The sequence below is a fragment of the Streptomyces sp. NPDC046862 genome, from assembly GCF_040704615.1.
Lineage (GTDB): Bacteria > Actinomycetota > Actinomycetes > Streptomycetales > Streptomycetaceae > Streptomyces.
In genome coordinates this window covers 21,830-33,874 of record NZ_JBEYXP010000079.1, presented here as the reverse complement: position 1 = coordinate 33,874, position 12,045 = coordinate 21,830, and the positions used below count along the sequence as shown (strand labels likewise).

General features: G+C 72.6%; 9 protein-coding genes. 5 read left to right on the top strand and 4 right to left on the bottom strand.

From position 1 onward, the window contains the following. Window positions 1-625: 625 nt before the first annotated feature. Window positions 626-973 (bottom strand): SCP2 sterol-binding domain-containing protein, encoded by a 348-nt coding sequence (locus AB0959_RS48785; protein ID WP_366833428.1) that lies wholly within the window; start codon window positions 971-973, stop codon window positions 626-628. Window positions 974-1,037: 64 nt separating this feature from the next. Between AB0959_RS48785 and AB0959_RS48780 the strand changes: the two genes are divergently transcribed. The 5 genes from AB0959_RS48780 to AB0959_RS48760 all read left to right on the top strand — a co-directional run bounded on the left by AB0959_RS48780 (window position 1,038) and on the right by AB0959_RS48760 (window position 6,592). Further along, window positions 1,038-1,397 (top strand): hypothetical protein, encoded by a 360-nt coding sequence (locus tag AB0959_RS48780; RefSeq protein ID WP_366833426.1) that lies wholly within the window; start codon window positions 1,038-1,040, stop codon window positions 1,395-1,397. A gap of 7 nt (window positions 1,398-1,404) precedes the next feature. Next, window positions 1,405-2,220 carry a TlyA family RNA methyltransferase gene (locus tag AB0959_RS48775; protein WP_366833425.1) on the top strand — a complete coding sequence of 272 codons (816 nt, stop codon included), beginning with the start codon at window positions 1,405-1,407 and terminating at the stop codon, window positions 2,218-2,220. Then, window positions 2,217-3,122 carry an NAD kinase gene (locus AB0959_RS48770; protein ID WP_131558862.1) on the top strand — a complete coding sequence of 302 codons (906 nt, stop codon included), beginning with the start codon at window positions 2,217-2,219 and terminating at the stop codon, window positions 3,120-3,122. Before AB0959_RS48775 ends, AB0959_RS48770 begins: the two co-directional genes overlap by 4 nt. A 94-nt stretch (window positions 3,123-3,216) precedes the next feature. After that, window positions 3,217-4,959, top strand: coding sequence for a DNA repair protein RecN (gene recN / locus AB0959_RS48765; RefSeq protein ID WP_366833424.1), 1,743 nt, complete (start codon window positions 3,217-3,219; stop codon window positions 4,957-4,959). Window positions 4,960-5,470: 511 nt separating this feature from the next. After that, on the top strand, window positions 5,471-6,592 hold the full coding sequence (locus tag AB0959_RS48760; protein WP_366833423.1) for a glycosyltransferase family 4 protein: 1,122 nt from the start codon (window positions 5,471-5,473) through the stop codon (window positions 6,590-6,592). 50 nt (window positions 6,593-6,642) lie between these two features. Here AB0959_RS48760 and AB0959_RS48755 read toward each other — a convergent pair whose 3' ends face one another. The 3 genes from AB0959_RS48755 to AB0959_RS48745 all read right to left on the bottom strand — a co-directional run bounded on the left by AB0959_RS48755 (window position 6,643) and on the right by AB0959_RS48745 (window position 11,867). After that, window positions 6,643-8,298, bottom strand: a complete 1,656-nt coding sequence (locus AB0959_RS48755; protein ID WP_366833422.1) for a PucR family transcriptional regulator ligand-binding domain-containing protein — start codon at window positions 8,296-8,298, stop codon at window positions 6,643-6,645. Window positions 8,299-8,371: 73 nt separating this feature from the next. Beyond that, a complete protein-coding gene (locus tag AB0959_RS48750) occupies window positions 8,372-9,760 on the bottom strand; it encodes an FAD-binding oxidoreductase (protein WP_366833421.1) in 1,389 nt (462 codons plus the stop codon). 304 nt (window positions 9,761-10,064) lie between these two features. Beyond that, complete coding sequence (locus AB0959_RS48745; RefSeq protein ID WP_366833420.1) at window positions 10,065-11,867, bottom strand: glycoside hydrolase family 15 protein; 1,803 nt, start codon at window positions 11,865-11,867, stop codon at window positions 10,065-10,067. Window positions 11,868-12,045: the final 178 nt, after the last annotated feature.

Here is a 12,045-nt window from a genome sequence, read left to right as displayed (position 1 = left end):
TCCTGGCCTTCGGTCGGCCGTCACGGGAGTCTCTTGGCCTCCGCCCGGCCGTCACCAGGTTTCCTGGTCCTGAGCCGGTCGCTGCCGTGGGCTGACGGCCTTCGGTCGGCCGTTGCCGGGGTCTGCTGGCCCTGGGGCGGGGTTGCCGGGGTCTGCTGGTCTGTGGCGGGTTGCCACGGAGGTTTCCTGGCCTTCGGTCGGCCGTCACGGGAGTCTCTTGGCCTCCGCCCGGCCGTCACCAGGTTTCCTGGTCCTGAGCCGGTCGCTGCCGTGGGCTGACCGGCCTTCGGTCGGCCGCTGCCGGGGTCTGCTGGACCTCGGCCGGTCGCCACCGAGGTCTTCTGGCCCCGGCTCCGCCGTCACCACCGTCTCTCGGCCTTCGGGTGATCGCTGGTGTGGTCTGCTGGTCCTGGGTGGCCGCTGCCTAAGTCTTCTGCACCCTCGGTCGGCCGCCGCCGAGGCCCCCGGACTCCAGGGGCCGCCGCCGCGGTCTCCTGGACCGGTTGGTTACCAGCCACCGAGGCACGCTGATCTCTGGGCCCGTCGCCGTGGTCTCCGCCCGGGCGGCCGCCAGGTCTCCTGGCCCCGGGCGGTGGCCGTCGAGGGCTGCTGGGACGGCGGCCCGCTACAGGAGCTTCCTGAGGCGCAGGAGGTCGCGCAGGCCCGCTTCCAGCCTGACTCGGCCGGAGCCCCAGGCCTTCGCGAAGTTGAGCTCGCCGTTGACCATGGAGACCAGGTCGTCGCCGGTCATCGTGAGGCGGATGTCGGCTTTCTCCCGCGGCGGACCCTGGAGCGTGTCCTCCACCTTGATCCGGCCGTCCGTCAGGCGGCCGACGAAGGTGACGTCCAGGTCGGTGATGCGGCAGCTGAGCGAGCGGTCGAGCGCGGCGGCGCCGCGGACGTCGCCGTCGGCGCCCGCGAGGTTCTCCGAGAGTTTGTCGAGTGCGCTGCGGCACTCCTCAATCGTGGCCATCGCGACCGACGGTACCCCAGGGCTTCGTCGACGGTACCCAGGGGCTTCGCGGTAGCGTCGGGGCATGAGCGACTCTGTGCCAGAGGCCGAGGCCCCGCCGGAGGGGGCCACGGAGCCCGTCGTGCCCGAGCCGGAGCCCGAGGGCGGGGCCGAGCACGACCCGGCCGCACCGGCCCCGCTCGGCGTGCCCCGCACCCCCACGGGCGACGCCGACGTCGACGCGGCCCTCGACCGGCTGGGGGACGCCGACCACCTCGCCACCGACGGACACGTAGAGGTGTACGAGGATGTGCACGGGGGACTGCGTGAGGCGCTGACCGCGCTCGACTCCCGCCCGGGGCCTCCGGCGCCCTCACCCTCGTACCAGCAACCCTCGCAGCAACAACCCTCGTCCCAGCAACCCTCGTACCAACACAGGAGCTGAACCGAACGTGGCAGGAGTGGCACGCCGCCGTCTGGACGCCGAGCTCGTGCGTCGCAAGCTCGCGCGCTCGCGCGAGCACGCCGGCCAGCTGATCGCCGCCGGGCGCGTGACCGTCGGCAAGACCGTCGCCACCAAGTCCGCCACCCAGGTGGAGACCGCCGCCGCGATCGTGGTCGTGCAGGACGACAGCGATCCGGACTACGTCTCACGCGGCGGCCACAAGCTCGCCGGTGCCCTGGAGGTGTTCGTCCCGCAGGGGCTGGAGGTCAAGGGGCGGCGGGCCCTGGACGCCGGCGCGTCCACCGGCGGCTTCACCGATGTCCTGCTGCGGGCGGGCGCCGCGCACGTCGTCGCCGTCGACGTCGGATACGGACAACTTGCGTGGTCTCTCCAAAGTGATGAACGCGTCACCGTCAAGGACCGTACGAACGTACGCGAGTTGACGCTCGCTGCGATCGATGGGGAGCCTGTGGATCTTGTCGTGGGGGATCTGTCCTTCATCCCGCTCGGCCTGGTGCTGCCCGCCCTGGTGCGGTGCGCGAAGCCGGACGCCGATCTGGTGATGATGGTCAAGCCGCAGTTCGAGGTGGGGAAGGAACGGCTGGGGAGTGGTGGAGTCGTACGCAGCCCGCAGCTGCGCGCCGAGGCGGTGCGCTCAGTGGGCGAGAAGGCGGGAGAGTCGGGGCTCGGCGTGCGCGGTGTGACCGCCAGCCCGCTGCCCGGACCCTCGGGCAATGTCGAGTACTTTCTGTGGCTGCGAGCCGGGGCACCCGCGCTGGATCCGGCCGACGTTGACCGTGCAGTGGCGGAGGGGCCGCGTTGACACAGAACCGAGCTCGTACTGTTTTCCTGCTCGCCCACACCGGGCGGCCGGCGGCCATCCGCAGCGCCGAACTCGTGGTCAAGGGGCTGCTGCGCTCCGGGCTCGGCGTGCGCGTCCTGGAGTACGAGGCGCGCGACCTGCCGCTGCCGGACGAGGTGGAGCTGGTCAAGGAGGCCACGCCCCAGTGCCTCGAAGGGTGTGAGCTGCTCATCGTGCTCGGCGGCGACGGCACGCTGCTGCGCGGCGCGGAGTTCGCCCGCGCCTCCGGGGTGCCGATGCTCGGCGTCAACCTCGGGAGCGTCGGCTTCCTCGCCGAGGCCGAACGGGACGACCTGGACAAGGTCGTCGACCGGGTGGTGACCAAGGCGTACGAGGTCGAGGAGCGCATGACCGTCGACGTCGTCGTGCACCGCAACGGCGAGATCGTGCACACCGACTGGGCGCTGAACGAGGCCGCCGTGCAGAAGGCGGGGGCCGAGAAGCTCCTGGAGGTCGTGCTGGAGATCGACGGGCGGCCGGTGACGGGGTTCGGCTGCGACGGGATCGTGCTGTCCACGCCTACCGGGTCGACGGCGTACGCCTTCTCCGCCGGAGGGCCCGTGGTGTGGCCGGAGGTCGAGGCGCTGCTGATGGTGCCGATCAGTGCGCACGCGCTGTTCGCGAAGCCGCTGGTGACGTCGCCGGATTCTGTTCTGGCTGTGGAGGTTCTGCCTCACATTCCGCCTGGTGTGTTGTGGTGCGACGGGCGGCGGACAGTGGAGCTGCCGCCGGGGGCGCGGGTGGAGGTGCGGCGGGGGGCTGTGCCGGTGCGGCTCGCTCGGTTGCACCATGCCTCGTTCACCGATCGGCTGGTGGCGAAGTTCGCGTTGCCCGTTTCCGGGTGGCGGGGGGCGCCGCACTAGCCGGTTCGACCGTGGGGTGCCCGGGTGCCCGGGTCGGGGCGCTGCCACTCCCCCGGGTGACAGGGCACCTCGCACTCCTCGGCCCCGACCTCGTATGGTCTTCTCCGTGTTGGAGGAGATGCGGATACGGTCGCTTGGAGTCATCGACGACGCTGTCGTCGAGCTGTCACCCGGGTTCACCGCCGTCACCGGTGAGACGGGTGCGGGCAAGACCATGGTGGTCACCAGCCTCGGCCTGCTGCTCGGCGGGCGCGCGGACCCGGCGCTCGTGCGAATCGGGGCCAAGAGCGCGGTCGTGGAGGGGCGGGTCAGTGTGCCCGTGGACGCCTCGGCGGCCGTACGCGCGGAGGAGGCAGGGGCCGAACTCGACGACGGGGCGTTGCTGATCAGCCGTACCGTTTCCGCCGAGGGGCGCTCGCGGGCCCACCTCGGCGGGCGTTCCGTGCCGGTGGGCGTGCTCGCGGAGCTGGCCGACGAGCTGGTGGCCGTGCACGGTCAGACCGACCAGCAGGGGCTGCTCAAGCTGACGCGGCAGCGGCAGGCGCTCGACCGCTACGCCGGGGACGCGGTGGCCGTGCCGCTCGCCAAGTACGCGGAGGCATACCGCCGGCTGCGCGCCATCTCCGCCGAACTGGACGAGATCACCACGCGCGCGCGGGAACGGGCCCAGGAAGCCGACATGCTGCGCTACGGCCTCGACGAGGTCGCGGCCGTCGAGCCGCGGGCCGGCGAGGACGTGGAGCTGGCCGAGGAGGCCGAGCGGCTGGGGCACGCCGAGGCGCTGGCGTCCGCCGCGACGGCCGCGCACGCCGCTCTCGCGGGCAATCCCGAGGACCCCGAGGGCGTGGACGCCTCGACGCTCGTCGCGGGCGCACACCGGGCACTGGAGGCCGTACGGTCGCACGATCCCGCGCTGGCCGCGCTCGCGGACCGGATCGGGGAGATCGGGATCCTGCTGGGCGACGTGGCCGGAGAGCTCGCCGGGTACGCCGACGACCTGGACGCGGATCCGCTGCGGCTCGCGGCGGTCGAGGAGCGGCGGGCCGCGCTCACCGCGCTGACGCGGAAGTACGGGGAGGACGTGGCCTCCGTGCTGGCGTGGGCCGAGCAGAGCGCCGGGCGGCTGACCGAGCTGGACGGTGACGACGAGCGGATCGGGGAGCTGACCGCCGAGCGGGACGGGCTCAGGACGGAACTGGGCGGGCTCGCGCAGGCTCTGACGGATGCCCGGACGGAGGCGGCGGAGCGGTTCGCGGCGGCCGTGACCGCGGAGCTGGCCTCGCTGGCCATGCCGCACGCGCGCGTGTCGTTCGCGATCCGGCAGACCGACGACCCGGACGGTGTCGAGGTCGGTGGGCGTGCGGTCGCGTACGGGCCCTCCGGTGCCGACGAGGTGGAGCTGCTGCTCGCCCCACACCCGGGGGCGCCGCCGCGGCCCATCGCGAAGGGGGCCTCCGGCGGTGAGCTGTCGCGGGTGATGCTCGCGGTGGAGGTGGTCTTCGCCGGGACCGATCCCGTGCCGACGTACCTGTTCGACGAGGTCGACGCCGGTGTCGGTGGCAAGGCCGCGGTCGAGATCGGGCGGCGGCTCGCCAAGCTGGCGAAGAGCGCGCAGGTCGTGGTCGTGACGCATCTGCCGCAGGTGGCCGCGTTCGCCGACCGGCAGTTGCTGGTGGAGAAGACCAACGACGGGTCCGTGACGCGGTCCGGTGTGAAGGTGCTGGAGGGCGAGGAGCGGATCCGGGAGCTGTCGCGGATGCTGGCGGGGCAGGAGGACTCCGAGACGGCGCGGGCCCACGCGGAGGAGCTGCTGGCGGCGGCTCGGGGGGACGGGTAGGGGCCCTTTTTGAGGCAGTGGCGGTGGCAGTGGCAGTGGCAGTGACGGTGGCGGTGGCGGGCGCGGACGTGTGGCCGGTTCGGCCTGGCGTTTTCTCGCCCCCGCCGCCCCTACCCGTCCCATCCCCAGGGGCTCCACCCCTTCGACCCCGGTCAGAGGGCTGCGCCCCCCTGGACCCCCGCCCCCATTCGGGGTTCCGCCCCGGACCCCTTTCCGAGGGCCGGCCCCCGGGCCACCACTCCTCAAACGCCGGAGGGGCTCGATTTGAGCGGGCGCCGTGAGGCTTTTGTTCAGGTGGTGCGCTTCTTTGAGCCCCTGTGAGGAGTCGGTGAGGTGCCGGTGGGACGGGAGGGGCAACAACGTACGGGAGATCACTCGTGTGGGTGACCTGGTGTGGCCGGGTTGCCCATGGTGGTGCGGGAGTGCCGTATCCCTGGTGCCGGAACTTCCTTATGGCCTGGCATTCTTGACCTAGTACGTGACCCGACGCCGAACCAGGAGCCCCGGCCACGTGAGCAGCCACTCACCGCACGGCCAGTCGCCGCTGCGCACCGTGCAAGTGCTCGGCGGCGGCAGCGCGGGCAGTTCTGTGCACGTGCGGTCCCTGGCCTCGGGGCTCGCCGCCCGTGGTGTCCGGGTCACCGTGTGCGCCCCCGGCGAGGCTGACCGGGCGTACGACTTCACCGGTGCGGGCGCCGTGCACGTTCCCGTGCCCCGCAGCAGCGACCCGGCCTCCGTGACCGCGCTGCGGATGGCCTGCGCGGACGCCGACCTGGTGCACGCGCACGGGCTGCACGCGGCGTTCCGGGCCTCGCTCGCGCTCAGTGGACGGCAGGTGCCGTTCGTGGTGACGTGGCATTCGCGCGCGCAGGCCGAGGGCGCCCGCGGGCATCTGCTGCGGATGCTGGAGCGGCGGGTCGCCAGGGCCGCGTCGGTCGTGCTCGGGACGACCTCCGACCTCGTCGACAGGGCGCGCAGCCGGGGCGCCCGGGACGCGCGCCTCGCCGCCGTGGCCCTTCCCGCGCCACGCCCCGTCGGCGACGACCCCCATCTGTCGCTGTCCAAGGCGCGGGCCGAAGTCGGTGCGACGGACCGCCCGTTGCTCATGGCCGTCGGCACGCTCGAACGGTTTCGGGGGCACGAGACGCTGCTGGACGCCGCGCGGGCCTGGCGCGGGCTCGACCCCGTGCCGTTGCTCGTGGTCGCGGGGGAGGGGCCGCTGCGGCCCGTGCTGCAACGGCGCATCGAGGACGAGGAACTGCCCGTACGGCTGCTGGGGCGGCGCGACGACGTCGGTGAGCTGATCGCCGCCGCGGACCTCGCGCTCCTGCCGAGTAGTTGGGAGGCCCGGTCGGTGCTCGCCCAGGAAGCCCTCCACGCACGCGTGCCGCTCGTCGCGGCGGACGCCCCCGGCATCCCCGAACTGGTCGGCGACGCGGCCGAACTCGTCCCGCACGGCGACGGGGAGGCCTTCGGAGAGGCCGTCGTACGGCTCCTCGACGATCCCGGCCGGCGGGACCTCCTCAAGGAGCGGGGCGCCCGGCAGACCGCCACCTGGCCGACCGAGGACGAGACGGTGGCCCAGGTGCTCAGCGTCTACGACGAGTTGACCCGGCCCAGGCCGCTTTCCTAGTCCGCCCGGCGGGACGTATGCCTTTGCACGTATGCCTTTGCACGTATGCCCTACGGCACGTGTCTGCGGGCCCGCAGGGCCAGGCTCAGGGTCAGGACCGTCTGCGGGTCGTCCAGGTCCGTGCCCAGGAGTTCACCGATGCGGGCGAGGCGGTTGTAGAGGGTCTGCCGGTTGAGGTGGAGTTCGCGGGCGGTCTCCGCCTTGCGGCCCGTGTGGGCCAGATACGTCTCCAGCGTGGGCAGCAGCGGGGGCTTGGAGCGGGCGTCGTGGTCGAGCAGGGGTCCGATCGCGCGGTCGACGAAGGCCGCCAGGTCGGGATGGTCGCGCAGCCGCCACAGCAGCAGGTCGATGTCCAGGCGGCGGGCGTCGTGCCAGGGGCGTTCCGGCAGCCCGTGCGCCGCCGTCGCCGTCTCGGCCGCGTGCCGCAGTCCCGCCGAGGCGGCCGCCCAGCTCCCGGCCACACCGACGACCACCACGGGCGGCCGGGCCCCGGGCGGCCCGACGCCCGCGCGCTCCACACCCGCCCGCAGCGCCGCAGCGACCCGGTCCGCCACCGCCGGGCGTTCCGCCTCCGCGCGCAGGCCCAGCAGCAGCGGCACCCGGCCCTCGACGGGCCGGACACCGAGCAGCACCGGAACCCCCACCGAGGCCAGTTCCTCGGCCACCGCGCGAGCCAGAACCGCCCAGCCCCCGCCCGTCGGTGACGGACCGTCGGCCAGGCGCATCACCACCGGCAGCAGCGGACCGCTCCCCGGCTTGAAGCCCAGGACGCGCGCCTGCGCGGGCGCGTCCTCCGCGGCGACGCGGCCCTCGGCGAGGTCGGTGAGGAAGTCGCCACGCCCACGGGCGGCCAGCTCCTCCTCCTGGCGGGCCTGCATCAGCACGACCGCCAGGATGTCCGCGGCCCGTTCGGCGGCCATCCGGTGCACGGGGGCCACGGGTTCGCCGACGGGCAGCAGCACCAGCCGAGCTCGTACCGCACCCGTTCCGGGGCCGCCGCCCGGTACGTCGACGATGGTCGTGCCCGTGGGCGGCTCGTCCTGGTGGTGGCCGCGCAACCCCTCCCATACCTGGAGCGGGTCGGTGTTCCCGGGCCCGGCGCCGGCGGCGTACAGGAGCTGTCCGTCCGCCGTCTCCAGGAAGACCGGGATGCCGCTGAACTCGGCGATGATCGCGAGCACCTGGGGCACCCCGCCTCCGCCCAGCAGCGCCTCCGTACAGCGCCGGTGGACCTCCTCGGCCCGCTGGAGCAGCGCGTAGTGGCCGTTGACGATCTCGGTGTGGATCTCCTCCGTGACGGTCACGAAGGCCACCTCGCGGTGGAGCTGGACCAGCGGCAGGCCGGCCGTGCGGGCGGTCTCCACGAGGGTGGCCGGCAGGCGTGTGAAGCGGGTGCCGAGCTCGACCACGAGCGCGGCGATGCCACGGTCGGCCAGGGTGCGCACGAAGGCCCGCTGGTCGGCCGGCCGGGTGCCGAGCCCGTAGCCCGTGGTCAGCAGCAGCTCGCCGCCCTTGAGCAGCGAGGCGATGTTCGGAACCTCGCCCGCGTGGACCCAGCGCACCGTCCGCTGGAGCCGGTCGGCCCCGGCCAGGACCTCGGGCAGCCCACTGCGCAGCCCCGGCAGCTCCAGGGCGCGCTGCACGGTGATGCCACCGCCCTGGTGGGTGCCTCGGGGGTCGGGTCGGCTGTCCCTGTGGCTGTCCATGCAGCGGACGCTACCTGCAGGAACGTCCCCGCTCCTACGGCTGTACGCCCCCGCTCCTACGGCGCCGGGGGCCTCATCGGGGATCCGGCGGGATGTTGTGGTTGAACCGGAAGACGTTGTCCGGGTCGTAGGCGGCCTTCACCCTGCCCAGCCTTCGCGTGTTCTCGAGCCCCAGACCGGCCACGACCCGGTCGGTGCCCTCCTCGCCGATGAAGTTGAGGTACGTCGCGCCGGTGCTCCACGGCCGGACCTCGGCGCGCACGTCCCGTACCCACTGGATGCAGCGCTCGTCGTCGACGGGCTCCTCCCAGATCCCGAAGGGGTGCGCGACCCATGCCGAGTCCCGGTAGGGCACCGGGAACTCGGCGGGCCCGTCGGCGATCGCGCCGCCCTGCGGGAACAGTATTTGCTGCGTCCCGGTGGGGACGGGCATCGTGTCGGCGAGGGCGCAGAAGACGTCCACGAGGTCGTCGGGAAGGCCCCGCACGTACTCCGCCGACCAGTAGTTCCGCATCCCCGGCGGGTCGTCGATCATGCACTGGACGTCCGCGTACGGCATGGCCTGGACGATCTCCGTCTCGTGCGGCAGCGCCAGCAGAGGCTGGGCGACCTTGCGCATGTCGTCCTCGGTGCCCGCGTAGGTCAGGAGGACGGCGCACGCGAGCTTCCCCACCAGATGCCCGGGGACGAACTCCTCGGGCGGGCCGGTCAGGTAGATCACGCCTCCGCCCGCCTCCCGTGGGCCGGTTGCCATCACCTCACGGAAGACACGGACCGCCTCGGGGCCGTGTGCCGGCAGGTACAGCACCAGGGCGATGGCGAAGGCGGGCAGTTCGTGCAGCCGGAGGGTCAGCGCGGTGGCGACGCCGAAGTTCCCGCCTCCGCCGTGCAGTGCCCAGAACAGCTCCGGGTTCTCCTCGGCCGTCGCCCGCACCGTACGGGCGTCCGCGGTCACCAGCTCCACGCCGAGGATGTTGTCGACCGCGAGCCCGAACGCGCGCTCGAGCCAGCCGCTCCCTCCGCCCAGCACGAAGCCTCCGACTCCCGTTGTGGAGGCCCGGCCGCCCGTGGTGGCGAGGCCGTACGGCTCGGTGGCGCGGTCGAGGTGGCTCATGGTGGCGCCGCCCTCGACCCGTACGCTCGACGACCCCGGGTGGACCGTGACCGCGTGCATCCGGCGCAGGTCGATGACCAGCCCGTTGTCGTTGACCGCCATGCCCGCCACGCTGTGGCCGCCGCCGCGCACCGCGATGTTCAGGTCGAGGTCCCGGGCGAAGCGCACCGAGCGCACCACGTCGTCCTGTGTCTCGCACTGCGCGATCACGGCGGGCCGCCGGTCGATCATCGCGTTGAAGACGCTCCGGGCGTCGTCGTACCCCGGGTCTCCGGGGGCCAGGACCTCACCGGCGAGATCGTCGCGCAGTGCGGCCAGCGCCGCACGCGCCTTGCCGAGGGGAGCCATGGCAGCCGCCCCCTCTCGTGCGGGGACAGGACTCTTCTCAGGCTAGGCGCGGTCGCGCCCGGCGTCGCCTGCTGGGCGGGGGGCTTGGGTTTTCGCCCCCGCCGCCCCTACCCGTCCCGTCCCCTGGGGGCTGCCGCCCCCAGACCCCCGCATCGGCCTGACGGCCTCGTCCCCAAGCGCCGGACGGGCTGGAGCAGTCGGCCTGACGGCCTCGTCCTCAAGCGCCGGGCGGACTGGATCAGTCCGCCTGACGGCCTCGTGCTCATCGCCGGAACGCGCTGAAACAGCGTGTGCCGGTTCGGCGTCAGCCTCCGTACGCGCCCGAAGCCGTCAGCCGCAGTGCCGTGTCGATCAGCGGAACGTGGCTGAACGCCTGTGGGAAGTTGCCGACCTGGCGCTTCAGCTCCGGGTCCCACTCCTCGGCGAGCAGGCCCAGGTCGTTGCGCAGGGACAGCAGCTTCTCGAAGAGCTTGCGGGCCTCGTCGACCCGGCCGATCATCGCCAGGTCGTCCGCCATCCAGAACGAGCAGGCCAGGAACGCGCCCTCGTCGCCCGGCAGCCCGTCCACGCCCTCGTCCTCGCCCGAGGTCGGGTAGCGCAGGATGAACCCGTCCGGCGTCGACAGCTCGCGCTGGATGGCCTCGATCGTGCCGATCACCCGCTTGTCGTCCGGCGGCAGGAAGCCCACCTGCGGGATCAGCAGCAGCGAGGCGTCCAGCTCCTTCGAGCCGTACGACTGCGTGAAGGTGTTGCGCTCCTTGTCGTAGCCGCGCTCGCACACGTCCCGGTGGATGTCGTCGCGCAGCTCGCGCCACTTCTCCAGCGGGCCGTCCGCGTCGCCGGACTCGATGAGCTTGATCGTGCGGTCCACCGCGACCCAGGCCATGACCTTGGAGTGCACGAAGTGGCGGCGCGGGCCCCGCACCTCCCAGATGCCCTCGTCCGGCTCGTCCCAGTGGTCCTCCAGGTAGCGGATCAGCTTCAGCTGGAGCAGGGCCGCGTAGTCGTTGCGGGCCAGGCCCGTCATGTGGGCCAGGTGCAGGGCCTCGGTGACCTCGCCGTACACGTCCAGCTGGAGCTGGTGCGCCGCGCCGTTGCCCACGCGGACCGGCGCCGAGTCCTCGTAGCCGGGCAGCCAGTCCAGCTCGGCCTCGCCCAGCTCGCGCTCGCCCGCGATGCCGTACATGATCTGCAGGTTCTCCGGGTCGCCGGCCACGGCCCGCAGCAGCCACTCGCGCCAGGCGCGGGCCTCCTCGCGGTAGCCGGTGCGCAGCAGCGACGACAGGGTGATCGCCGCGTCACGGAGCCATGTGTAGCGGTAGTCCCAGTTGCGGACGCCGCCGATGTGCTCCGGGAGCGAGGTGGTGGGGGCCGCCACGATGCCGCCCGTGGGGGCGTACGTCAGGGCTTTCAGGGTGATGAGGGAGCGGATCACGGCCTCGCGGTACGGGCCGTGGTACGTGCAGTGCTCGACCCATTCGCGCCAGAACTCCTCCGTCGCCTCCAGCGACTGCTCCGGCTCCGGCAGTCCCGGCGGCTCCTTGTGAGAAGGCTGCCAGGAAATCGTGAAGGCGATCTTCTCACCCGGCGCCACCGTGAAGTCGGCGTACGTCGTGAGCGACTTTCCGTAGGTCTCGGCCGATGTGTCGAACCACACGCTGTCGGGCCCGGCGACCGCCACCGTCCGGCCCTCGTGCTTGTGCACCCACGGCACGACACGGCCGTAACTGAAGCGCATCCGCAGCGCGGAACGCATCGGCACCCGGCCGCTGACGCCCTCGACGATCCGGATCAGTTGAGGGGCGCCGTCACGCGGCGGCATGAAATCGGTCACTCGGACCGTGCCGCGCGGCGTGTCCCACTCGGATTCCAGGATCAGCGAGTCGCCGCGGTACGTCCTTCTGGAGGCCGTCGGCGGCTCGGCGTCGACCGCGTGGGCCGGGCCGAGGCGCCAGAAACCGTGTTCCTCGGTGCCGAGCAGCCCCGCGAAGACGGCATGGGAGTCGAAGCGGGGCAGGCACAGCCAGTCCACCGTGCCGTCCCGGCAGACCAGCGCGGCTGTCTGCATGTCTCCGATGAGTGCGTAGTCTTCGATGCGCCCGGCCAATGCAACTCCAGTCGAACGGCCACGTCGCCCCCCGAGGGGCGGTCGCTGTGCGGTCATGGGACCCATAGGACCAGTGTCAAACGAGATCCCAGGGTTCTGTTAAAGCGTCGTCGTACAACGATGCACAACGCAATGAAGGCGTTCGTTGCTCAACGAACTGACGAGCTCTTGTTGTTCC

Excerpts from the sequence above, each read along its gene's own strand:
- AB0959_RS48780 (WP_366833426.1), top strand. The coding sequence starts at position 1,038 with ATGAGCGACTCTGTGCCAGAGGCCGAGGCCCCGCCGGAGGGGGCCACG.
- AB0959_RS48785 (WP_366833428.1), bottom strand. The coding sequence starts at position 973 with ATGGCCACGATTGAGGAGTGCCGCAGCGCACTCGACAAACTCTCGGAG.
- recN (WP_366833424.1), top strand. The coding sequence starts at position 3,217 with ATGGTCTTCTCCGTGTTGGAGGAGATGCGGATACGGTCGCTTGGAGTC.
- AB0959_RS48755 (WP_366833422.1), bottom strand. The coding sequence starts at position 8,298 with ATGGACAGCCACAGGGACAGCCGACCCGACCCCCGAGGCACCCACCAG.
- AB0959_RS48750 (WP_366833421.1), bottom strand. The coding sequence starts at position 9,760 with ATGGCTCCCCTCGGCAAGGCGCGTGCGGCGCTGGCCGCACTGCGCGAC.